The 23,157-nt window shown below is 47.5% G+C and carries 23 protein-coding genes, 1 tRNA gene and 1 riboswitch; of the genes, 11 read left to right on the top strand and 13 right to left on the bottom strand.

Features of this window, described 5'->3' with window-relative positions; all coding sequences use genetic code 11:
* Window positions 1–69: 69 nt before the first annotated feature.
* Window positions 70–204 carry a hypothetical protein gene (locus tag ACI4WN_RS04865; protein ID WP_439777216.1) on the bottom strand — a complete coding sequence of 45 codons (135 nt, stop codon included), beginning with the start codon at window positions 202–204 and terminating at the stop codon, window positions 70–72.
* 579 nt (window positions 205–783) lie between these two features.
* Between ACI4WN_RS04865 and ACI4WN_RS04860 the strand changes: the two genes are divergently transcribed.
* The 4 genes from ACI4WN_RS04860 (at window position 784) to ACI4WN_RS04845 (ending at window position 4,163) form a co-directional block, all read left to right on the top strand.
* Complete coding sequence (locus ACI4WN_RS04860; RefSeq protein WP_439777215.1) at window positions 784–1,929, top strand: SLC13 family permease; 1,146 nt, start codon at window positions 784–786, stop codon at window positions 1,927–1,929.
* Between the two features lie 114 nt (window positions 1,930–2,043).
* Window positions 2,044–2,601, top strand: a complete 558-nt coding sequence (locus ACI4WN_RS04855; protein ID WP_439777214.1) for a LemA family protein — start codon at window positions 2,044–2,046, stop codon at window positions 2,599–2,601.
* An 18-nt stretch (window positions 2,602–2,619) separates the two neighbouring features.
* Entirely contained in the window at window positions 2,620–3,522 is a 903-nt protein-coding gene (gene htpX / locus ACI4WN_RS04850; protein WP_439777213.1) for a zinc metalloprotease HtpX, read from the top strand.
* A gap of 218 nt (window positions 3,523–3,740) precedes the next feature.
* On the top strand, window positions 3,741–4,163 hold the full coding sequence (locus ACI4WN_RS04845; RefSeq protein ID WP_439777212.1) for a hypothetical protein: 423 nt from the start codon (window positions 3,741–3,743) through the stop codon (window positions 4,161–4,163).
* On the opposite strand, the gene ACI4WN_RS04840 is transcribed toward ACI4WN_RS04845, so the two are convergent.
* Together ACI4WN_RS04840 and ACI4WN_RS04835 are read right to left on the bottom strand one after the other, a co-directional pair.
* Window positions 4,146–4,670: a hypothetical protein gene (locus ACI4WN_RS04840; RefSeq protein WP_439777211.1), complete on the bottom strand. Its 525-nt coding sequence runs from the start codon at window positions 4,668–4,670 to the stop codon at window positions 4,146–4,148. The two genes, ACI4WN_RS04845 and ACI4WN_RS04840, sit on opposite strands and share 18 nt — an antisense overlap.
* Window positions 4,671–4,748: 78 nt before the next feature.
* Window positions 4,749–6,233 (bottom strand): MFS transporter, encoded by a 1,485-nt coding sequence (locus ACI4WN_RS04835; RefSeq protein WP_439777210.1) that lies wholly within the window; start codon window positions 6,231–6,233, stop codon window positions 4,749–4,751.
* A 193-nt stretch (window positions 6,234–6,426) separates the two neighbouring features.
* A riboswitch (TPP riboswitch) is annotated at window positions 6,427–6,516 on the top strand.
* Between the two features lie 13 nt (window positions 6,517–6,529).
* On the opposite strand from ACI4WN_RS04835, the gene ACI4WN_RS04830 reads away from it, so the two are divergent.
* The 3 genes from ACI4WN_RS04830 to ACI4WN_RS04820 all read left to right on the top strand — a co-directional run bounded on the left by ACI4WN_RS04830 (window position 6,530) and on the right by ACI4WN_RS04820 (window position 9,065).
* Window positions 6,530–7,897 (top strand): ATP-binding cassette domain-containing protein, encoded by a 1,368-nt coding sequence (locus tag ACI4WN_RS04830; RefSeq protein ID WP_439777221.1) that lies wholly within the window; start codon window positions 6,530–6,532, stop codon window positions 7,895–7,897.
* A gap of 11 nt (window positions 7,898–7,908) precedes the next feature.
* Window positions 7,909–8,562, top strand: coding sequence for an energy-coupling factor transporter transmembrane component T family protein (locus ACI4WN_RS04825; RefSeq protein WP_439777209.1), 654 nt, complete (start codon window positions 7,909–7,911; stop codon window positions 8,560–8,562).
* A gap of 134 nt (window positions 8,563–8,696) precedes the next feature.
* Complete coding sequence (locus tag ACI4WN_RS04820) at window positions 8,697–9,065, top strand: pyridoxamine 5'-phosphate oxidase family protein (protein WP_412130933.1); 369 nt, start codon at window positions 8,697–8,699, stop codon at window positions 9,063–9,065.
* An 84-nt stretch (window positions 9,066–9,149) separates the two neighbouring features.
* On the opposite strand, the gene ACI4WN_RS04815 is transcribed toward ACI4WN_RS04820, so the two are convergent.
* The 10 genes from ACI4WN_RS04815 to yycF form a co-directional block, all read right to left on the bottom strand.
* Window positions 9,150–9,617, bottom strand: a complete 468-nt coding sequence (locus tag ACI4WN_RS04815; protein WP_439777208.1) for a hypothetical protein — start codon at window positions 9,615–9,617, stop codon at window positions 9,150–9,152.
* Window positions 9,618–9,630: 13 nt separating this feature from the next.
* Window positions 9,631–10,527, bottom strand: a complete 897-nt coding sequence (locus ACI4WN_RS04810; RefSeq protein ID WP_439777207.1) for a hypothetical protein — start codon at window positions 10,525–10,527, stop codon at window positions 9,631–9,633.
* A 138-nt stretch (window positions 10,528–10,665) separates the two neighbouring features.
* On the bottom strand, window positions 10,666–11,487 hold the full coding sequence (locus tag ACI4WN_RS04805; protein WP_439777206.1) for a helix-turn-helix domain-containing protein: 822 nt from the start codon (window positions 11,485–11,487) through the stop codon (window positions 10,666–10,668).
* 139 nt (window positions 11,488–11,626) lie between these two features.
* Window positions 11,627–12,106, bottom strand: a complete 480-nt coding sequence (rlmH, locus tag ACI4WN_RS04800; RefSeq protein WP_439777205.1) for a 23S rRNA (pseudouridine(1915)-N(3))-methyltransferase RlmH — start codon at window positions 12,104–12,106, stop codon at window positions 11,627–11,629.
* 519 nt (window positions 12,107–12,625) lie between these two features.
* On the bottom strand, window positions 12,626–13,909 hold the full coding sequence (locus ACI4WN_RS04795; RefSeq protein WP_439777204.1) for a S1C family serine protease: 1,284 nt from the start codon (window positions 13,907–13,909) through the stop codon (window positions 12,626–12,628).
* Between the two features lie 103 nt (window positions 13,910–14,012).
* A complete protein-coding gene (locus ACI4WN_RS04790) occupies window positions 14,013–14,810 on the bottom strand; it encodes an MBL fold metallo-hydrolase (protein WP_439777203.1) in 798 nt (265 codons plus the stop codon).
* 8 nt (window positions 14,811–14,818) lie between these two features.
* A complete protein-coding gene (locus tag ACI4WN_RS04785; protein ID WP_439777202.1) occupies window positions 14,819–15,619 on the bottom strand; it encodes a two-component system regulatory protein YycI in 801 nt (266 codons plus the stop codon).
* Window positions 15,619–17,190, bottom strand: a complete 1,572-nt coding sequence (yycH, locus tag ACI4WN_RS04780; protein ID WP_439777201.1) for a two-component system activity regulator YycH — start codon at window positions 17,188–17,190, stop codon at window positions 15,619–15,621. Before yycH ends, ACI4WN_RS04785 begins: the two co-directional genes overlap by 1 nt.
* The gene (walK, locus tag ACI4WN_RS04775) at window positions 17,180–19,081 is read right to left on the bottom strand and encodes a cell wall metabolism sensor histidine kinase WalK (RefSeq protein WP_439777200.1); all 1,902 of its coding nucleotides are present in this window, start codon (window positions 19,079–19,081) and stop codon (window positions 17,180–17,182) included. Before walK ends, yycH begins: the two co-directional genes overlap by 11 nt.
* A 41-nt stretch (window positions 19,082–19,122) precedes the next feature.
* The gene (gene yycF / locus ACI4WN_RS04770; protein ID WP_009557906.1) at window positions 19,123–19,851 is read right to left on the bottom strand and encodes a response regulator YycF; all 729 of its coding nucleotides are present in this window, start codon (window positions 19,849–19,851) and stop codon (window positions 19,123–19,125) included.
* A 124-nt stretch (window positions 19,852–19,975) separates the two neighbouring features.
* Between yycF and ACI4WN_RS04765 the strand changes: the two genes are divergently transcribed.
* The 4 genes from ACI4WN_RS04765 to ACI4WN_RS04750 all read left to right on the top strand — a co-directional run bounded on the left by ACI4WN_RS04765 (window position 19,976) and on the right by ACI4WN_RS04750 (window position 22,684).
* A tRNA-Lys gene (locus tag ACI4WN_RS04765) sits at window positions 19,976–20,048 on the top strand.
* 61 nt (window positions 20,049–20,109) lie between these two features.
* Window positions 20,110–20,898: a lysophospholipid acyltransferase family protein gene (locus ACI4WN_RS04760; protein WP_439777199.1), complete on the top strand. Its 789-nt coding sequence runs from the start codon at window positions 20,110–20,112 to the stop codon at window positions 20,896–20,898.
* Window positions 20,899–20,929: 31 nt separating this feature from the next.
* On the top strand, window positions 20,930–21,751 hold the full coding sequence (locus tag ACI4WN_RS04755) for a glycosyltransferase (protein ID WP_439777198.1): 822 nt from the start codon (window positions 20,930–20,932) through the stop codon (window positions 21,749–21,751).
* Window positions 21,752–21,814: 63 nt separating this feature from the next.
* Entirely contained in the window at window positions 21,815–22,684 is an 870-nt protein-coding gene (locus ACI4WN_RS04750; RefSeq protein WP_439777197.1) for a 1-acyl-sn-glycerol-3-phosphate acyltransferase, read from the top strand.
* Window positions 22,685–23,157 lie beyond the last annotated feature (473 nt).

Below are 23,157 nucleotides of genomic sequence, written 5' to 3'. Positions count from 1 at the left end.
ACAGACATCAACAGAAAAAGACCGCAAGCACCGAATGCTTGCGGTCTTTTATTATCTGTTCAAAAACAATTACTTGTTTTCGTCCTTAGCAGCTTGGTTCAAGTAGCTAACAACTGCAGCTGCGTGAGCAACGCGCTTCTTTGAGTTAGAAGCATTGCGTGGACGACGGTGTGGGTTGATCCCAGTGTGGATATTTCTTGACATGTCTCTTCATCCTTTCATCGATTTTCGAAAATCAGTAGTAATTATACCCTTTTCAGCCCGTTTAAGCAAGGCTTCGGGCGTTTTTTCTTCCTAGCGTGTGTGTTTAACAAGTGATCATGTCTGGCATAATCTCCATATATCGGAGGTTACAGACAATGAAGAAAGTTAGGTTAACTACGAAATACGAAGAAGTAAATTTTCGATAACGCTTTCTCAGTCTTCCAGTGGTACCCTTTTTTCACAAAGTCAAAAATTGGGATTGAATAAAGTCGATGAGCTATACTCACTTAAAAACAGTAGCAAATCGGCTTTTTTCTTTTTCCGGATAAATCCCGTAGCTCTAAGATTGAGAGCGGTTTTGCATATTTTTTCTTCAAAAAAAGCTTCTGACGAAATTGGCATTTTTGCAAGTTCACAATTTGTCAAAATGCTTTCAATAACATCTGTTCGTTAATTTTTATCTATTGAGATTTTGATCAAAATATCCGAAAATAGAAATACAAGTAAGTAAAGACTGCATTTTATTTCTGTTAACTTCTTGTAAAGAGTTTAGCTTATTTTTTAGTAGGGGAAATTTTTATGGACGCCGCCAAAACGAAAACTTCAGTTAATTTTTCGGCAATGTTGAAAAAGATTTTTAGCGACAAGATTCTGCAGATCACGATCGTCATCACCTTGATCAGTCTCTTCTTCGCTCGGCCACGCAGCGCCGACATGAACTGGCACACGATCGAATCCGTCACCACCATGCTGGTCTTGATCCAGGTCTACAGCTACTTGCACATCCTGGACATCATCGCCTATAAATTGACGGCGATCGCTGACTCCACTAGAAAGCTAATCTTGCTGTTTACCTTGTTATCAGTCTTCTCCGGCATGTTCCTCGGCAACGACATCACCTGCTTGACCATGATTCCGCTCTACTTGAACATCGCCAAGAAGTACAAGCTGCCAGAAATCCTGCCAGCGACCTTGATCGGGATGGGGGCCAACATCGGGGCGGCCTTCACGCCTTGGGGCAACCCGCACAACATCTTCGTGGTTTCCAACTACCACCTGATGCCGGCCACCTTCTTTAGATGGACCCTGCCTTACCTGATCGGAGCCTTGCTAGTCTTCTTGTGCATTTTCTTCTTTATTCCTAAGAAGGAAATTCCAACTCAAGAAGTTGTCGAAATTGAAGTCAGCTGGCCGATGACTATTGTGACCACCTTGATTTTTGCCTTCTTCTTCGTCGGCGTCTTCAAGTTTGTCCCAATCTGGATGCCGATGCTGGCCGCCATCATCTGGGCCTTGATCGTTAACTGGAAGATCCTGCTCCACATCGACTACTCCTTGCTGCTCACTTTCACTCTGTTCTTTGTCTTCATCAGCGACATCCAGCAGATTCCTTGGGTCGTAACGGCTATCCACGGCTTTGTCGGGACCGAAATGAGCACTTACTGGACTGCTATCTTGTCCAGTCAAGTCATGAGCAACGTGCCTTCAACTATCTTAGTCGGCAAGTTCTCCAAGTACGCTGAAGCCTTGACTTTGGGCTCCAACATCGGGGGTTTTGGCTCACCAATCGGATCCATGGCCAACATGCTGGTCATGAAGACCTTCTACGCCCACGCTTCTAAGGAAGCCAAGAAGAAATTCTTCCCGAAGTGGCTGGGCTACCAAATCGCTGGTGTGATCATCCTGTCCTTGATCGGCTGGGTCATCGTCAAGTTCGAACTGTAAAAGTAGATTTTTTACCTCTCCTAGTTAGGAGAGGTTTTTATTTTTTCCAAAAATAAACTACGCTATAATAGATTTAACCCGAAAATACTTTTTAACAGAAAGGGAGGACAAAAAATGGTAGCTGGAATTATCATTGCCGTTTTACTTGTCTTAATTGTTGTTTACTATATTTCGGCCTACAACGGCTTGCAAAGAGCCAAGGTTAACACGGAAGAATCTTGGAGCCAAATCAGCGTGCAGCTGAAGCGGCGTAACGACCTGATTCCTAACCTGGTTGAAACCGTTAAGGGCTACGCCAAGCACGAAAAGGAAACCTTGAGCAAGGTGGTTGAGCTGCGCAACCAATTGACCCAAGTGCCAGCTGGCGACCGGGAAGAGACCATGAAGATCTCCAACCAGATCACTGACAGCTTGAAGACGATTTTTGCCTTGTCTGAAAACTACCCAGACCTGAAGGCCAACACCAACTTCGCCAACCTACAAGAAGAATTGACCAACACGGAAAACAAGATTGCCTACTCACGGCAATTGTTCAACTCCAGTGCGGCAGTTTACAACAAGATGCTGGTCGTTTTCCCTTCTAACATCGTGGCAAACATCCACCACTTCACCAAGGTTGACTACTTGGACATCCCTGAAGAAGAAACCAAGGCACCAAAGGTCTCTTTCTAAGGTAGGGTTTAGCTAGCAATGCTCTATCAACAAATTGAACGCAACAAGCGCAAGACCTTCTTGGTCATGCTGGTCTTCTTCGTGATCTTTGCCTTGGTGGGGGCGGGGCTAGGCCAGCTGATGTGGGACAAGCCTCTGCCCGGGGTTTTGACCGCAGGCGTGATTGCCTTGGTCTACTCTTTTATCATCTTCCAAGACCCTGTCAGCGTGGTCATGTCGATGAACCACGCCCAGGAATTGCAAGAAAAAGACAACCCACAGCTGTTTCACATCGTCGAAGACATGGCCATGGTGGGGCAAGTCCCCATGCCCAAGGTCTACCTGATCCCCGATCAAAGTCCAAATGCCTTTGCCACCGGCTTGTCGCCAGACAAGTCAGCCGTAGCGGTAACGCAGGGGCTGCTTGACATGATGAACCGGGAGGAACTAGAAGGGGTCTTAGGACACGAAATTTCCCACATTCGCAACTACGATATCCGTTTGTCCATGGTGGCCCTGGTCTTGGTCAGCGCCATCAGCTTCATTGCCGACTTCGCCCAAAATTGGATGTGGTTTGGCTTTGGCGGCAGACGCCGCGATGATGACGATGATGAAGGTGGGTCAACTATCGGCATGATCATCGGCGTGATCGGGGTAATTTTTGTTCTGATCTTGGGGCCCCTGGCCGCCAGCCTGGCGCAGATGGCTCTGTCCCGGAATCGGGAATACCTAGCTGACGCCGGCTCGGTTGAACTGACCCGGAACCCGCAAGGCTTGATCAGTGCGTTAAGAAAAATCGAAAACAGCCAGCCGATGAAAGAGGCTAACAGTGCGAGTGCTTCGCTGTATATCGAAGATCCAGTGAGAACGCACAGCCTGAGCCACCTCTTTGACACCCACCCGCCAACAGAGGAGCGGATCAAGCGGCTGGAACAGATGTAAGGTTAAGTACTGAATCAGCGAATCCCTTGGATTCGCTGATTTTTTGTTTTGCTCGGTGGGGGGCTCCTTCGAATTGACTCTACCGACTGCAATTTTGCTGTTTTTTGCCCCCAGATTGACTCAACCGGACTCGTTTTGCCGTTTTTCACCCCCGAATTGACTCAACCGATTGCGATTTTGCCGTTTTTCGCCCCCAAATTGACTCAACCGAACTCGTTTTGCCGATTTTTCGCCCCCGAATTGACTCAACCGACTGCGATTTTGCCGTTTTTCACCCCCGAATTGACTCAACCGATTGCGATTTTGCTGTTTTTCGCCCCCAAATTGACTCAACCGGACTCGTTTTGCCGTTTTTTCGCCCCCGAATTGACTCAACCGAACTCGTTTTTCCAATTTTTATCCCCCGAATTGACTCAACCGAACTCGTTTTACCGTTTTTTCGCCCCCAAATTGACTCAACCGGACTCGTTTTGCCGTTTTTTCGCCCCCGAATTGACTCAACCGAACTCGTTTTGCCGTTTTTTCGCCCCCGAATTGACTCAACCGGACTCGTTTTTCCAATTTTTTGCCCCCGAATTGACTCAACCGACTGCGGTTTTGCTGTTTTTAGCCCCCAAGTTGACTCAACCGAGTTTGGTTGACATACTTCGGGGGCAATTTTCGTCAAAATCCAGACCGGTTAGCCTACTTCGGGGGCGAAATCCGCCAAAATCCAGCTCGGTTGACATACTTTGGGGGCAGATTTCGCTAAAATCCGGCTTGGTTGACATACTTTGGGGGCGATTTTTACCAAAATCAAGACCGGTTGACATACTTTGGGGGCGATTTTCGCTAAAATCCAGGCCGGTTGACATACTTTGGGGGCAAATTTCGCCAAAATCCAGACCGGTTAACATACTTCGGGGGCAGATTTCGCTAAAATCCGGCTTGGTTGACATACTTTGGGGGCGATTTTTACCAAAATCCAGAACGGTTGACATACTTCGGGGGCGATTTTTACCAAAATCAAGACCGGTTGACATACTTTGGGGGCGATTTTCGCTAAAATCCAGACCGGTTGACATACTTCGGGGGCGAAAAACGGCAAAATCCAGACCGGTTGACATACTTTGGGGGCAAATTTCGCCAAAATCCAGACCGGTTGACATACTTCGGGGGCAAATTCCGTCAAAATCCCTCCTTGCTCAGCTACATCAAACTCTTCCCTTAAGCAAAAACGGTCAAGCTTACGCTTGACCGTTTTTTAATTTTCCACGTTTGTGCTGGACAAAGGCCCAGATCGCCACCAGTAAGGCGGCTAAAATCAGGTAAAAGCCGGCCCAGAAGATGGCGTGAATAGCTGAATAGAGAATTTTTTCCATCTGCGGAATCAGACTCGCCGGCAGCTTCGCCCGGGTTTCAAAGTCTGACAGGTGGTTCAGCATCTTGATCGTAATCTTGCCGCCACTACCCCGCACGCCTTGTGCCAGGTGCTGGTTCAGGATCACCCCAAACAAACTAGCCGAAATGGCCATGGCCAGCATCCGGATCAGGTAAGAGAATGACGTTGCCACTGCTACGTCCTCTTTTTCTGCGTCCTCTTGCACCTTGACCTGCAGCTGGTTGAACATGACCCCGTTGGCAAAGCCTTGCAGGCTCCCGGCCACCAGGATGCCCCAATACGGGAAACTTTGCGAAGCGACTGCCAACATCAAGTAGCCGGCAAAAAGGATCCAGCACATGACCAGCATGATCTGGTAGGCTGACCACTTCCGCCGCATCCGCTCGACCGATAAAGACCCCATCATGTCGGTGAAGGCCCCCGGAATCTGGGTCATCCCCCCAACCAGGGCGGTAGAAGCCATCAAGCCTTCTGACCACATGGGCGCGTAGACGCTGAAGGCCGACATGGCTGCCCAGATCAAGACGAACAGGGTAAAGTCGATGACTAAGGGCGTATTTTTAAAAAGCCGCTCCGGAATAATTGGGTCTTCAGCCCGGTGCTCGATCACCAAGAGCAGGCCGATAAAAATCAAGGCTGCCGCAAACAAGAGCAAGACCGTAGCCAGGCTGGCTGATTCCAAAAACTGGGTGCCTAAAAGCAGCGCCACCACGCCCAAAGACAGGCAGATGGCCCCGCCCAGATCCACCTTTTTGGGCGGCTTGGGACTAAAGTCCTCTTTAAAGAAGAGCTGGACCAATACGATCGAAACGATGGCCACCGGGATATTGATGTAAAAGACCCAGCGCCAGGACAAAACGTCAACGATCCAGCCACCTAAGAGGGGCCCCAGGATCGTGGCCGTCGTGAAGAAGGCCGACACCATCCCCAGAACCTTGAGCCGCTTATAAGGGTTGGGGTAAAGATCGGAATAAATGATGTAAGGCAAAGACACCATCCCCCCGTTGCCGATCCCAGCCAACAGGCGGAAGGTCAAGAGAAACGGCATGGAGTTGGCTGCCCCTTGGAGCAAGGCTCCAAGCAAAAAGCAGGCCGCTGAAAGCTGATAAGCAAGTTTATTCCCCTTCCGCTCACCCAACTTGCTCCACAAGGGCGTCGATACTGCCGTCCCCAGCAAGAAGATGGCCACCAGCCAGCCGGTATACTCGATCCCGCGCAAGTCGGCGATAATCCGGGGCAAGGCCGTGTTGATAATCGTGTTGTCCAGGCCCGACATGACGTTTGACAGCATCAAGGCCACGGTGATCAGGCGAATCTGCTTTTCCTTCATTGTCCGCTTCTCCTCTTTTCTTCTCTGCTACTTCTTTCCTATATTAAGAAAAATCCAAACAGATTTATCTTACAACTAAAAAGGCTTTCAATTAAAGGGCAGAATTGGAAAAAGGCTCTCGCCTGCTTGATCTATTTTTTCAGATTAGACATCCAGCCTTTGGTCTAATATAATAAGAATTAAGACAAGAAAACAGAACATTACGGGGTGCCATTTGGCTGAGATTATACCCATTGAACCTGGACGGATAATGCCGGCGTAGGGACAGCTGAGTCACCCTTTTTGAGGTGACTTTTATTTTGGAAAAAATTACTGTTGATCACTTAACCTTTGCCTATACCGACCAGCCCCTGATTAGCAATTTGTCGCTCTCCTTTAACATCGGTCAATTCTCCCTCTTGATCGGGCCAACCGGCTGCGGCAAGTCCACCCTGCTCAAGATCATGGCGGGCCTTTACCCCAAGTACGGCGGCAAGCTGACCGCTGGCACGGTCGACCTGGCCGGACTCAAGCAGGCCATGATGTTTCAAGATGCCGGCGAGCAGTTCACCATGGCCACGCCGCGTGAAGAGATCATTTTTGCCCTGGAAAACCTGGGCCTGGACCGAGCTGAATATGAAAAAAGGCTGGCTAAAGCAGCCGACTTCGCCCAGATCCAGGACCTGCTGGACCAGAAAATCGTAACCATGTCCGGCGGGGAAAAGCAGCGCGTGGCTCTGGCGGTCTTGATTGCCATGGACGTTGACCTCTTCTTGTTAGACGAGCCCTTTGCCAGCGTCGACCCAGTAGCCCGCAGCTTCTTAGTTGAGCGCTTGGCCAAGCTCCGCGACCAAGGCAAGACCATCATTTTGACCGACCACCTTTTTAACGACTACCTAGGCAAGGTCGACCAGCTCTACCAGTTTAAAGACCAACAGGTCAGCCACGTCGACAGCCAAACCCGCGACCAGATCTTGTCGGCTTTAGACGATATCCAGCTGGCCTTCCCCTTGCCTGATGAAAAAAATCAAGCTGCTGCCTTTGTGCTCCAAGATCTATCCCTCAACCCGGGCAAGCAGCTCTTAGAGCAAGACCAGCTCCGCATCCCCAAGGGCAAGGTGACCCTTTTAACCGGACAAAACGGGACCGGTAAGACCTCCCTCTTTAAGGCCATGACCAAGCTGATGCCTTACACTGGCTCTTTAAAATGGGAAGGACAAGAAGTGGCCAAGGCCAAGGAGCGGCAGTACTTCAGCCACGTGGCCCAGATTTTTCAAAATGCGACTGACCAGTTCATGGCGATCACGGTCAAAGACGAGCTGGCCATCAGCCAAAAGGCTCAGCATAACCCCTACTTCACGCCTGACCGGCTAGAAGCGGCGCTAGGTCAGCTGGACCTGACTGACCACCTGGACCAGGTGGTCTACTCCCTGTCAGGCGGGCAAAAGAAAAAACTGCAGATCCTGCTCATGCTCTTGTCCGGCCACGAGGTCCTCTTGATTGATGAGCCCTTGAGCGGTTTAGACCACAAGTCCATCGACCAGGTCCTAGATCTCTTAAAAGAAAGTCAAAAGGCCATGGGCCAGACCATCATCGTCATCAGCCACCAGTTTTATGGCCTTAACAATTGGTGCGACTACCACTTGCGCCTGGCCAACCAGAAGCTGACTTATGTTAAGGATTGAGAAAAGAAGAAATGAACCCAAGTCTTAAATTTTTGCTGACCTTAATAATTTCGCTGGAGCTCTCCTTCAGGGTCAGCCTGATTACTAATTTAATCGTGTGCACTCTAGCCCTAATCTTTTTAATTTACAAAAAAATCAAGCCCAAGGCCCTGGGAGCCATGCTCTTTGCCGCTGGCTTAGCAGCCTTCACGGTCTTCACCTCCGGCTACTGGTTTTCCGACCACCCCAACCTCTGGTATGCCCTGGACATTGCCAGCCGGGTCTTCGTCTACACCCTGACCACGGCCTGCTTGACCATCACCACGACCGCTGAAGAAATGGCTAGGTCGCTTGAGCAAAACCTCCACCTGCCAAGCAAGTTCGCCTACGGCACCCTGGCGGCTTTGAACATCATCCCCAAGATGGCAGCTGCCGTCAAGCAAATCCGGGTGGCCGGGATGATGCGGGGCGTCTACCTGTCTTTTTGGTCGCCAACCTTGTACTTTAAAGCGATCTTGGTCGCCCTGTCGTCAGCCGACAACCTAGCCCAGGGGATGGAGTCGCACGGTTACGTCGAAGGGGCGCCGCGGTCAACCATTGTCGAGGTTCCTTTGACTAAAAAGGACTGGCTCTACTTCCTATTGGGGGTCGTTTTGCTCAATTTAGGTGCATTTTTACTGCCTTAGTTCAACAAGTTAATAAAAACTTGCAAAAAATAAGTTAAACTTGACTTAGGTCAAGTTTTTTTAATAAAAAACTGACTATAATATTAAGTGAATCAAGAGTAAAACTGTAAGTAAACAAGAAGGGACCTATTATTATGAAGAAATTAGAAGCTACTACTTTAACTGCAGACCAACAAAAGTTCTTTAACGACGCTTTGGCATTCGTTGCCTCAGTTGACAAGGACGGCAACCCACAAGTTGGCCCTAAGGGCTCATTGACTGTCTTGGACGACAAGCACTTGGTATGGAGCGAAGTAACTTTTGCCCACCTGTGGGACAACATCAAGGCTGGCAGCAAGGTTGCCGTAGTCGTTGCAGACGTACCTAGCCACACTAACGTACGCGTTGTCGGCACTGCCACTGTACACGAAGGCGACGACTTCGCTAAGGAATACGCTGCTAAGGTTGGCAAGCCAGCTACTGCTGCAGCTGTAGTTGTGGAAGTTGAAGAAATCTTCGCTTAAAGTAACAAGAAGCTACAAAACATTTTCGATACAAGAAAAATCCGCCTGCTTACGCAGACGGATTTTTTGCGTGAAGTTCTAATTTTAATAGAGGAAACCAACAATTGCGCCAAGACCTAAGACAATGTCGCCGATAAAGACAACCCAATCTGACCAGTCTCTAGTCTTGAGCCGACCACGCCAAAGGTATGTCAGGTAAACCTGGTTAATAGCGACCATAATTGTTTCCAAGACCCAGTACCAGTCTAATGAAATACCAAAAGGCACAATGAAACGATCTACAAATAAGCATACTAGGATAAAAATGCTGATTGTCCAGGCAATGATCGGATGAAGAAAACGAGAAAACCACGGTGATAAGGTTGCAAAGATAAAAGCAAGCACATAGGCATCAAAGAAAGCTTCTTTGGTACTGCCGCCAGCCCCTTCAAAAGCGTAGCCTGAAGCAACTTGACCAACTAAGTTAATAACTATCCCTACTGCAGCCAAGGTCAAGACCAGGCTGGAAATTAACCACATGACCTTAGTTCTTTTTGTCACTGTTAGATTCATGATTTTTCCTCCGTTAATAGCTAGTTACCTTGTACTTGTAACTTGGTACAAAACTATCTGAGAAGTAGCTAGGTAATTGGTGTGGCGGAATAATACCATGTCTTGCACCATCTCCCCAACTCTTCTTAGTAGCACCCCAATAATATGCTAGAACCACATACTTTGAGCAGTAGCTCGGTGATTTTTGGAAGATTGTTGAAGTAATGTGATACGTTGGATTATCTTCCTTATACATGTGTCTATATGCATATGTAGAGGCACGATCAGAATAAATAGGGTGATTGTTACGATATACAGCTACATAATCGCTTCCTTTTATATGTTCTTTGAAAAATGTTGCCTTAGATTTTACGTGTGCATTATTCTTTCTCCAAGAATCACCCGAAGCGTTATGAGGCTTACCGGACATTTCAATAATATAGTTAGCAGAAGTCGCCATGGCCGCATGACCAATTAGTCGACTTCCTGATGAACCCGTACCGTAGCAGATTAGAATATCCCCAGCCTTCATCTTGTAACTCTTCTTAGCAGAAATGAAGCTGGTAAATGGACTTCCGCTCTTACTACTCTTAATCCCTTCGGCACTCACTTCTTCAGGGTGATCGCCTGGCTTTTGAACTGGGACTTCATAATTGTCACTTGCCACGAATTGCTCAAAAGTTAACGTCGGATCACTCTTTACTGCCTCTAGGTAAGCAGGGAACACAGAATTTTTGCACATTTCAACAAAGTCTGTTTCTGAAATGTTGTTGTTCTTAATAATCCCTTTCGCCTCACCTTCTTTGTAGCACTTTGCAAACTCATAATTATTCTGAGCCGTATCAGCTTTACTATCAGCAGATACATTTGATGCCATCGAAGCAGCCATTAAAATCGTTGCCAATCCTGCTGCAACTGCAAGCTTTCGCATATTTTTCCTCCTAAATCATCAACCTTACTCTTTCATTAACGAAAGGGCTTAATTTCACTTCACGCCCCTACTATAGCGCAAATTAGGAGAAAAGAATCCAAAATTGCATAAATGATTCTGAATTTCATATATGAAATTCTACTGCCACCAAAAATTGAAAAAGTCCGCCATGCCAGCTTCTTTGAGCGCAAAATTCAGTTTATCCGCTCTATCCTTATCTCCCAAGGATAGGCTCTGATAATACTTAGCTGCCAGCTTATAAATAGCAAATTCTGGATACGCTGGAAAAGAATTGACGAAATCAACAATTGGCTTAATTAACTGTTCAGATTGCTCTTGATGGCAGCGAACCATAAAACTGATGCATATCTTAGCGATCGCGGTCTGGATTTGTTCTGGATAGTCTTCAATCTGCCGATACTTATCCAGTAACTCGTTCATCCAAAAGACAACCATCTCAAAGTTAAACACATGCAGGACAATTGTAAAGAGCTTTAAAGATTCTGTGTTTTCCATCCAGCTATCCTGGTGGACAAAGTACTGACACATTTTCTGCTTGCTCATCTGACTGGTATCTAAGCCACGCTCCAAAATCTTCGTGATGATTTCTGCTTCTGCTTGAAAGACCTGATCATTGGCTGGAAGATCAGCTAAGTCGAGTTCAAGCTTTTTAACCTTTTCTAAGTCACAAGCATAAAAGGACTCTCTCAGCTGATTTTTATAGCAAGTGAAGTTTTCTGTTTGCCCCAACTGATACTGGAGCATTAATCTAGTAAAAAATAAGCCCAAGTCATAGCCGTGACTTTGCAAGATTGCCAGCAAGTCATCTAGCTTGATCTGTTGTTCATCTTTTTCAATCCGTGAATACTGGGCTGGCGAGACAATATTGCCAGCCATTTCCTTTTGCGTCAAGCCAAGCTCAACGCGAACCTTTCTCAACAACTTTCCGATTTTCATCATTATGCTTCCCTAAAATCTCATCTACACTTGTATAAGACATATTTTATCACTTGGTAAGGAATCTGTTAAATCGCTATCAAAAAGACCAAGATCTGTTACTTGAGATCTTGGTCTTACTTTTTAAGTATTATCTTCCACCTTATTTATGGTACGGGCTCCCCGAGTTGATCATGAAGGCCCGGTAGATCTGCTCGATCAAGACCAGCCGCATCAACTGGTGGGGCATGGTCAGCTTGCCAAAGCTGAACAAGTCATCAGCCCGCTTGTTCACAGCTTGGCTGGTCCCCAGGCTACCCCCGATCACGAAAGTAATGTCTGAGTGACCATAGGTTGCTAGATCTTTCAATTCTTTAGCAAATTCTTCACTTGCCCGCTCTTTCCCCTTGATAGCCAGCACGTAGACATATTCCTTGTCCTTGATCTTGCTCAGGATCCGCTCGCCTTCCCGGTTCTTAACCTCCTCCATCTGGGCCGGGCTGAGGCTTTCCGGCGCCTTCTCATCCGGCACCTGCACGATCTCTACCTTGGCAAAGCGGCTCAGCCGCTTCTGGTACTCCGCGATCCCGTCTTTAAAATACTTCTCTTTCAATTTTCCAACGCAAACAATTTTGATATTCATAATGCCTCTATTTTACCATAGCCCTTTCTAGCCTAGCTAACTAGAAATCAACAGTCTTTAACACTTTATCAACCGCCCTTTTCCACAAGCCTTTTTCGACCTTCCCTAGATCTAGTAGCTCAGCTAAAAGTCTTGTCTAGCACTAGTTTTTTCGAAAAAATTTTCCCAAAAGTCGTGGAACACTTCCACAAGTGCCCTGTAGACTAGCCCTTTTCACAAACAATCAAGTGTAAAGCCCGGTTTACCGCCTTGAACGCCTGTTTTAGCATGTTATTTCACTGTGAAACTTACACACAATCCACAGCTTATCCACAGCTTTCCACCAAGTAGAAAGCCCTATTTATACACAATCCACAGCCTTTTCCACAAATTTGGGGATAACCCTGTTATTTAAAAAAGACTTGACAAGAAATAAAGACGAACTTTTCTTTCATTCTATCTGCTTTATGTTAATAAAAAAGCCCGAGAAACTGGATTTAACAGTTGCTCGAGCTTTATTTGTTCTTATTTAACTAATAATTACTTGCTTGCTTCCAAGGTTACCGTAAAGGTCTGGCTCTTGCCATTTCTAGTAACGGTAATCTTGACCTTGTCGCCAACATTGTGGCTGTAAAGGATGCTGTGCAAGGTTGCTACGTCGCTAACCGTCTTGCCATCAGCTGCAGTAATGACGTCCCCCTTCTTGATGCCAGCCTTGGCTGCGGCGCTGCCGCTGGTTACGCTGGCAACGTACAACCCCTTCTTCAGGCTGGTGGGGATCCCCAATTGCTTCTTGTAGTAGCTGTTCAGTTCAGAGATGTCTGCGACCTTGATCCCTAATTGTGGCCGGGTGATCTTCCCCTTCTTAACCAGCTGGTTAACGATGGTTACCACTTCGTTTGAAGGAATCGCAAAGCCCATCCCTTCAACTGAATCCCCACTCGTGGAGCTGGACAGCTTCATGGAGTTGATCCCGATGACTTGACCATCTGAGTTAACCAGTGGACCACCGGAGTTACCAGAGTTGATGGCCGCGTCAGTTTGGATAACCGTCATCTGGTTAGAGTTGTAAGTGATCGTCCGGCTTGGTGAGGAGACAATCCCTTGGGTAACCGTTGAGGCATATTCTGAACCTTCTGGTGACCCGACGGCAATCACGGTTTGACCTGATTGAAGGGAACTGGAATCACCAAAGGAAGCCGTTTGGGTAACGTACTTAGAGTCAATAGACAGGACTGCCAAGTCACTGGTTGAGTCCTTGCCGATTACCTTAGCCGCAATGGTCTTGCCAGATGCCAAGATAACCTTAACCTTGGCGGCGCCAGAGATAACGTGGTTGTTAGTGACGATGTAGCCCTTGCCGTTGGAAGTCGTGTAGATAACCCCAGAACCTTCTGAGTACAGGGTCAATGACTTCTTGCTTGAGCTGGATGAACCAGAACTAGAATCAGAATCCGAGTCCCCATAGCCAAAGAGGCTGTAAAGGTCTGAGCTAGATGAAGAGCTGGACGTATACTTATAGTTCAAAACGGAAACAACCGCGTTTTGAACCTTCTTATAAGCACTAGTCATAGTCCCGTTGGTCGTGGTTGACTTGTTGACCTTGGTCGTACCACTAGTCGAAGTCGTTACTGAACCAGTGTCCCCGCTGTTGGCTGAGGAAGTTGAGGATGATGAGCTAGTTGAGTTGCTATTAAGATTAGCTGCCGTTAGACCACCATAAGCAACCCCACCGCCGAGCAAGCCGGCAACGACGCCGACAATTGCCACTTTAGCTAAAAAACGATTATTTTCTTTTTTTCTCTTATCTTGTTCTTCAACCATAATTTATCACTCCTTGTTACTTTCCCTTATCTTAGCCAAGTTTTTTGAACTTAATATGAATAAAAGGTTTTGATTCATTTAAATACTTAAGTAAAAAAATATATTATAAATTGATTAAAGGAGTGGGCGTGTAAGGCTCTGTATCAACCAGCTCTAGGTCACTGGCCACATCAACTTCTCTTTCAGACAAGACTTTCTCTGCCGCATCCCTAGCCAGGTAGTTGATATTATTTTTCTGGCTCCGGTGAGCCAGAAAAACATGCTTGGTCCTTGCCGTAATCACATCAGCCAGAGCTTCCGCTGCCTGCTCGTTAGATAAGTGACCATGATCTGACCGCACCCGCTCTTGCAATCGCCAAGGGTAAGGGCCGCTTCTGAGCATTAGGTCATCATAGTTAAATTCCAGCAAATAGGCGTCAGCATCCGCGATTTCATATTCAACCGCTTCTGACACATAGCCCGTATCTGTTAGGCAGGCCAGGCGCTTGCCGCCGCTAGAGAAGACATAGTACTGGGGCTTGACGGCATCGTGGCTGGTGGCAAAGGCCGTCACCTCTAAGTCGCCATAGGTCTTGGTCTGCCCCGGCTCAATCACGTTGATCTGGTCTTCAGGCAGCTTACCGATCTTGCCAGTTTCTGTAAAATACTTCCAGGTTTCTTCATTAGAAAAAGCATTCAGCTGCGGGTAGCGGCGCATCAACACGCCCATCCCGCAGCTGTGGTCGCCGTGGTCGTGGCTTAAAAAGACCATGTCTAGGTCCTCAATCGCCACGCCGACTTTTGCCAAGAGCTCCTTGGTCTTCTTGCCAGACAAGCCGGCATCCATTAAAATTTTGTGCTCTCCAGTAGTGATCAGGCTGCAATTGCCAGCTGAGCCACTGGATAATACTGTAAACTGCAAATTATCTCCTATTCATTGATGGCATTGGTCTGCATCAATTGGCCGCTAAAGGCATTGATTCTTTTTAATGCCGTACTCTTGCTGCGCTTGTTTTCAATCAAGACCAGCCAAGTTGGAACAAAAATCACGTTGCCCTTAACCTTGGTTAAGCGAGTGTAGGCCGGCTTAACCCACATCACCTTGGAATTACTGGTCAGCTCCCGCGTCGTGTAAAGGTTGGTAACCGCCCGCCAAGGACTGATCGTAGCCTGCAATTCCCGTACACTGGTTAGATCATTCAAGTAGGTTTGGTAGTAGCCAGTAATCGCCTTGTCCTTGACATTGATCACTAATTGACCCGCCCCGCTATAAAGGATACCAAACTTAGTCTTTTGCAGGTAAACATAGGTACTGCTGCTGGACAGGCTGGAATCATAAACGTAGTCTTTGCCATGCAGAACGTAATTAGTGTCATTTTTAAAATTCTTGACCGTCATCCGTTCAAGGGCAATTGGCGTTTTCAAGGTGCCATACAGGATATTGTCACTATCAGAGTAGCTGGTAGTGAGGTCACTACTTAAAGTCTTAGCCTTTTCCTTCAAGTCACTCTTATTTTTAGACGCGAGGTAATAGCCAGAACCTGATTGCTTGGAAAGCTTTGGCAGAGTGATGTTGTCCGACTTCATCTCGCTTTTCAAATTAGCGGTGCTCGTCGTCGAGGTCGTCGACGAAGTCAGGGTCACCGGTGCCCGCCACAGTTCTACAAACAAGTAGATGTCGACTAACAGGAATAAAATGAGAAAAAGCCATTCAATTTTGCGATGGTCCATTATTGATCCCCCTCTGAATTAGTCGAACTGGAGCTGGAACTAGAGCTAGACTGGATAGCTGAGCTGCTGGATGAAGAAGCAGACGCTTGCGAGCTAGAGCTCCGGTAAGTCGGTGCTTGACCCGTAGCTGAGCTGCTAGAAGCGGCCGCGGTACTTGAGCTCGCTGCTGACGAGCTGCTCGAGCTGCTGGAACTGTTAGAACTGGAACTAGAGCTGAAACTGCTATAGACATTTGCAGAACTATCAGTCAGGGTATCTGGATTAGTCTTCGCCTGTTTCCAGCCTTCCAAGCTATTCCATTTCCCATTAACCTTAATAAAGTAAGTTGGCACCAGGGTAATCAAGTCAGAACGCTTGGCATCATTTTTAATATGGTAGCCAATCGTAATTTCTTGAATCTGACTTTCCTTGATCCCAATCTCGGTTAATTCTTTAAGCAGGCTGGCCGTCTTGAGCAGCTTTTTCTTGTGGCCGTCATATGGAATTGGAATCTGCAGGTTTAAACTGTTGAAGCTAACGCTGACAGATTCCTTTTTAAAGGTTACCTGGGCCTGGGCCAGCTGGTCATTGACAAAAAGCGGATACCCTTCTACAAAGTTGACATAGCTGATCTTGTGGCCATCAGCTTCAAAAAAGCGCAGGTCCTGCTCGGTCAGTCCCAGCTTTCTGACGTAAGCCGCACTTTCTAGCAGCTGCTGGGTCATAGTCCGGCTCTTCTTGGTCTGGTAGACCTGATACAGGTACTGGTGGTCGCTGTTTTTGCCCGCCAAAGGCAATTGCAGCCTTTGAGAATAATCTGACGTGTAGACGGTTTGGCCATTTTTAGCCACAGACTTGCGATAAGAGCTGCCCAAGAGCTTAGAAGCATAGTAGCTGCTGGCCTGGTAGCTGATCAGGTAGCTGTATTCTTTAACTGATACGGCTCTTGAATAAAAAGGCACATAGCGGTTCTTCAGATGCAAGAAGGAAACCTTTTGCTGGTCTTCCGCCTTTTGCACGTAAGAAACCAGCTTGGTCAAAGAGCCCTTCTTGATTCTCATCCGGTAGATCTTAGTGCCAATATCATTGCCAAAATAGAGGTAGTGCAGGCGGCTTTTAATCGGAACGAAGACCCGGTTAAAAAGCAGGCCGGAATTGGTCTTCTTTTTGCCAAGCAAGAGGGAGAAGTTGATCTGATCCGGATAAGCAAAGTGGATATAGTTGCTATCATCCAGCAGCTTTTGGTAGTCGCTAGTAGCAGTCGACACCTTTTCAATCTTACCTAAACCCAGCTTTTCAACTTTTTGGACAAACTTTAAAGGAAGGTTTTCTTGCGCATCGTGCACCTGGTAGCGCACGCCATTCTTAAAGCTGTAAACTTGTCCGGGCGCATAAAAGGCCTGGGCTCCCCGGTAGCGGCTATTGACCGTGGCCGAGCTTTGCGCCGAATCTTCATTGCTGATCTGGCTAAAGCGCTGGTCACTAGTCATCACCGTGACCCAAAGATAGATGGACAAGGCAATCACCGCAAAAGTGGCAATGTTAAGCAGGATGTCATTGAAATTGATTTTAAACTTGAATCTAAACCTCATCCCATTCATCCTCCTCTTCCATTGGCTCGTATGGCAGGGAAATATAGAAAGTTGAGCCGTGGCCTTCCCGGCTGTCGGCCCAGATCTTGCCGCCATGGGCGTTGACGATTTCCTTGGCGATAGCTAAGCCCAAACCGGTCCCGCCTTGGGCGCGCGACCGCGCCTTGTCTGCCCGGTAGAAGCGGTCAAAAATCTTGCTTAAATCCTTGCGCGGAATCCCCAAGCCTTGGTCAGCAATACTCAAGAGGACCTGGTTTTGTCTTTGCTGCAAGCGAACGGTGATGGTCCCACCATCTGGTGAATACTTGATGGCGTTGTTCATGATGTTGTCGATCACCCGCATCATCTGGTCGGTGTCGATTTCAATCCACAAGGCCTGGTTGCCCAGATCCCGCTTGATCACATACTGCTTGCTTTCGCTTTGGGCCTCGCCTTGGTCGTGCTCAACGATCATATCAAAGCGGTTGAGCAGGTGGCTGACAAAGTCGGTAAAGTTGACCCATTCCAGTTCCAGCTTGGTTGTCCCCCGGTCCATTCTGGACAAGACTAAGAGGTCGTTAACCATCCGGATCATCCGCTCAGTTTCATCTTGAGTCACCTGCAAAAATTGCGGCGCAATTTCGGGATCCTTCCAGGCTCCTTCATTCAAAGCTTCAATATAGGCCCGGACGCTGGTCAAAGGCGTTCTTAATTCGTGAGACACGTTAGAAACGAACTGTCTTTGCTCATCTTCGTTTTTGATTTGCTCGGTCACGTCGTGCAAGACGCAAACGGCACCAGACACAAAACCAGTTACCCGCTTGATCAGGGTGAAACTCGCGTGCAAGATCATTTCATCATTGGTCCCGCCATTGACCGTGACCTGCATGTCACTTTGGCTGGAGATCAGGTCTTGGGAGGTGTATTCCTCACCCAGACCCAGGATCTGGGAAATTGGCTTGTTGATAGCATCGTCAGCCTTAATGTTTAAAAAGTCCTGGGCCATCTGGTTGATGATCGACACATTGCCGTGCCGGTCAGTCGCAATCACCCCGTCGGTCATGTGGGACAAGACGCTGTCTAGCCGTCTTCGCTCTGATTCAGACTGCTCCTGAGTCTGCTCGATCCGGGCTGACAGGGTGTTAAAGGCAGCACCCAATTGCCCTAATTCGTCATTGGAGTAAATCTGGACTTGAGCAGAGTAGTCCCCGTCAGCCACCTGCATGGCCTGCTGGCGGAGCTCCTCAATTGGCTTGGTTATTGCCCGGGAAATAAACATGGAAGCCACTGCCGCTACCACTACAGCTAACAAGGAAGCCGTTAAGAACATGATGGAGACATTGCGCAGGTTGTCAAAAACATCCGCCATGCTGGCCTTAACGTAGACGGCCCCCACAATATTGGTCCCGCTAGTTAAGGGCGTAATTTGAACCATGTAGCTACCAGTCTTGTCGCTGGTGACTGTCGTCTTGGTTTGGCCGGTATTGATGACTTCCCGGATGTCCCGGTTGTTTGACAGCTGGCCCACCCGGTCGTTTTCGTTCAAGCTAGACACGGCCCGAATGACGTTTTTGCTGTCGACAACCTCAATTTCAGAAATGGCTGAATTGTTGTAGTCGGTCACGATCTGGTTCATCATCCGGTCAGAGCTCTTACCGTTTTTCACTAATTGATTGGTGAGCTGCTCAGTCACAATGCTCTGCAGCTGGATGGTGGTTTGAAAGTTATCGATACTGGTTTGTTCCATCTGCCGGGTAAAGTAAGCCCCGATGATTTCAATCGTTGCTAGTAACAGCAACATGAAGATCACCGTGATCTTGGTTTGGATGGAGCTCAGCAGCCACTTCAGCCAGCCACGTTTTTTCTTTTGCTGTTGCTGTTTCTTCTCTTGACTTTTCGTTTTTTTCTTCATCGTTCTACATAAAGAAAGCCACTTGATCAGTGGCTCAACTCTTATTCTTCTGTCTGCCCCTTAACAAAGTAGCCAACGCCCCGTCTGGTAACCAGGATCTTGGGCTTGACTGGGTCATCTTCGATCTTTTCTCTTAAGCGGTGAACGGTGACGTCAACCGTCCGTACGTCGCCAAAGTAGTCATAGCCCCAAACCGTCTGCAAGAGGTGCTCACGCGTCATTACCTGGTCCAGGTGCTGGGCCATGTAGTAGAGCAGTTCAAATTCCCGGTGGGTCAATTCAATCTTGGAACCATTCTTTTCTACCAAGTAGGCATCTGGCTTGATCACCAGGTTGCCCAGCTGGATATCGTTATTTTCTTGCTCTTTTTCCTTTTGCTGGGTGACTTCCACGGCCTTTTTGACAATGTCCCGCCGGCGCAGGTTAGCCTTAACCCGGGCTACTAATTCCCGGTTAGAAAAAGGCTTAGTCACGTAGTCGTCAGCCCCCATTTCCAGGCCCAAAACCTTGTCAATTTCGGCCCCCTTGGCCGTCACCATGATAATTGGCATGTCGTGGGTTTGCCGAACTTCACGGGCAACCTCCAGGCCATCCTTCTTTGGGAGCATTAAGTCTAAAATCATTAAGTCAGGGTTGTATTCTTCAACCTTTTCAACAGCTTCTTCACCATCGTAAGCTGTTTCTACATCGAATCCTTCTTTAGTCAAGTTGAACTTGATAATATCGGAGATTGGTTTTTCGTCGTCTACGACCAGAATTTTCTTAGGCATGTGAACCTCCTTACCTTGTTTATTATACTTGATTTACTGTAAAAATTAAGAAAATTACAATTATTGTAAAAAAACGGATTGCTTTTTTAAAAATTTGTGTCATAATAAATATTGTTAGTTGATCGGGTCGTTAGCTCAGCTGGCAGAGCACCGGACTCTTAATCCGGGTGTCCAGGGTTCGATCCCCTGACGACCCATAACTTTTGGCACTGCACTCGCAGTGCCTTTTTTATTTTACTACAGACAGCGGTGAAATACATGTCAAAGACCTTTTACTATCATAGCGAACAAGACGATTTAATCGATTCAGCTGACCAGGATTATACCCTGCCGGACGACTACCAGGTTTTTAAACAGGGACTTGGCTTCAAGATTTGGAACGCGGTTGTCCGCACCTTAGCCTGCGCCTTTGCCTGGCTCTACTCCCGCCTCTTTCTCCTAGTCAAGGTTAAAGGAAAGGATAAGATCAAGCCTTTTAAGCAGCAGAAAAAGGGCTGCTTTATCTACGGCAACCACACCCAGATGCTGGGCGACCCCTTTACGCCGATGACCATCGTTAATCCTTACCGCTTTTACACCCTAGCCGCCCAGGCCAACTGGGGCATCCCCTTTTTGGGCAAATTCGTCATCCCCGTGGCCGGCCTCCCTGTTGGCAAGAACCTTAAGCAATCCATCCGCTTGCTCAAGAACGTTAAAACGGCCTACCAGGATAAAGGCGCAGCCGTCATTATCTATCCAGAAGCCCACCTTTGGCCCTACTACACCAAGATCCGGCCCTTTCCGGCAACTAGCCTGAACTTCCCGGTCAGCTTCAAGGCTCCCTGCTTCACCATGACGACGACCTACCAAAAGTGTAAGTGGAGACAAAGGCCCAAGATTACCGTCTATATCGATGGTCCCTTTTACCCTGACCCATCCTTAGGCAAAAAGCAGGCCCAAGAAGCCCTAGCCCACCAGGTCTACCAGACGATGGTGGACCGGTCTAAGCTGAGTGACTATGATTTTTATTCTTATGTTAAAATTGATGGTAAGAATAGTGATGACTAAAAAGACCTAAATAGAAAAGGAGGGAATTAATATGAACTTTCTTTTTTGCGGCGACCACAATGCCGAGCGCGGCGTTTTAATCGCAGTTTTATCCTTATTAAAGGCTGAGCGAGGAGAAGAAATCCACGTGTACATCTTGACCATGAAGGCCAAGAGCAAGCAGCGGAACTTCCGCCCCTTCAGCCAACACGCCGCTGACTTTATTGGCTCCTTGGTGACTGCCGACAACCCAAAGAGCAGCGTGGAACTGATCGACTGCACGGACTTGTTTGTCCAGGAGCCGCCAACCGCCAACATGGGAACCCGCTTTACCCCTTACGCCATGCTCAGACTTTTTGCCGACGAACTCGACCTGCCAGACCGGATCCTCTACTTGGACGATGACGTGATCATCCGGAAGCCAGTTGACCAGTTCTACACCCAGGACTTAACTGGCACTGAACTAGTCGGGGTACTCGACTACTTTGGCCGCTTCTTCTTCCACCACCAAAAGCGGGCCTTTGACTACATCAACTCCGGCGTCTTGCTCTTGAACATGCCAGAAATCAAGCGGACCGGCCTCTTTAAGCGGGTGCGGCACTTGATGCAGGTAAAAAAGATGTTTTTGCCTGACCAAACAGCCATCAACATCCTGGCCAAGGAGAAACGCTTTGCGCCAAGAAAGTACAACGAGCAATACAAATTGCAGGCAGATACAGTCATCCAGCACTTCACAACTAGTTTCCGCTTCTGGCCCTACTTTAGAACCCAGACGGTCAAGCCTTGGGACGTGGAACGAGTCCACAGCGTCTTGCACTTGCATGAGTACGATGACTTGTTAAACGAATATCTCAAGTTAAAAGATCAACTATAGTTACACGTGAAACTTACGGGTATCATAGAGATTAAATGAAAAACAAATAGGAAGGTATACAAAATGATTATTGGTGACCACCGCCTGGACGTCATCCACAATATCGAGCTCGCCGCAAACAACCGCAACTTTACGGCGAAAACCGAAATCGGCGACCCGCAAATGTCTATAGAAGAGCGGGTTAAGCTGGTTGAAGACTTCTGGGCCAAGCAGGATAAGTTCAAGACTAAGGCAGAAGGCCTAGCCGGCAACCTGATCTTGCAGGCTTTGACGCAGAAATTTTTTGGCAAGATTCAGGTAACAGGCTTAGACAAGCTGCAGCACCTGGCTAAGGGCGGGGCCATCGTGACCGCCAACCACTTCAACCAGGTCGATGCCTTAGCCGTCAACCGCCTAGCCCAAAAGGCCCACCACCGGATGGAGATCGTGATTGAAGACACCAACTTGAAGCTGCCGGGCTTCTTCAGCTTCATCATGAACAATATGGGGTCCATTCCCCTAGTGCAAAGTCCCAACTACATTGGGCGAGAATTCATCCACCACTTGAGCCACGCCTTCAACAAGGGCCACTGGGTCTTGATTTTCCCAGAGCAAGAGATGTGGTGGAACTATCGCAAGCCAAGAAAACCGCAGCGCGGAGCCTACTATTTCGCGGCTAAGTGCAACGTGCCGATTATTTCAACTTTTGTGGAGATTCAAGACCTGCCAGAAGTTGAAAAAGATAACGAGCACTTTTACCAAACGCGCTATACCCTGCACGTTTTGGAGGTGCTGTATCCGGACCCAACCAAGTCGGTAAACTTTAACGCGACGGACTTGATGGAAAAGGACTATGCCTTGAAGGTGCAGGCTTTTGAAGACTGCTACCATAAAAAGCTGGACTACGACTTCACTCCATGGGATATCGCCGGCTGGCGCGGTGAAGATGATTAATGAACAAAAGACACAGAGCATCGAGGTGCTCTGCGTTTTGCTTTCTATTCAACTTTTTCTAGTAATTTACTGTCGACGATTTTCTCGATTTGCGCTACATCTTCGTTAGAAAGCTTGATAGTAACAATTTGCTCTAGCTTTCGGTTCTTTACATGGATTCGCCTTAAGATAGTTAACAAAGTTAGGCTAACGAGCCAGATGGCAAACGCAATTAATTCAGGATATACACTTATGAGCTTTTCACCTCCGTCCTTTTTAGAATGTGCTAAAATTAGAATATAAATTATTTTTTCAAGAGGTACTTATGGATACTGCCGAGAACATAACATTTACCAGCAAGCTGACATTCTGGGACAAGTTTAAATGCTTCTATCTGCTGCACCTTTACAGTCTTTTTTCTTTATATAGCATAAAAAAAGGTTCTGTATAAAAACGTGTGTAAATTGATTAAGAGACTTAGGGCTTCTTCCGAG

The sequence above is a fragment of the Lactobacillus sp. genome, from assembly GCF_051893255.1.
Classification (GTDB): Bacteria; Bacillota; Bacilli; order Lactobacillales; family Lactobacillaceae; genus Lactobacillus.
The sequence above is the reverse complement of the archived record's forward strand: the minus strand, read 5'-3'. Positions and strand labels throughout refer to the sequence as shown.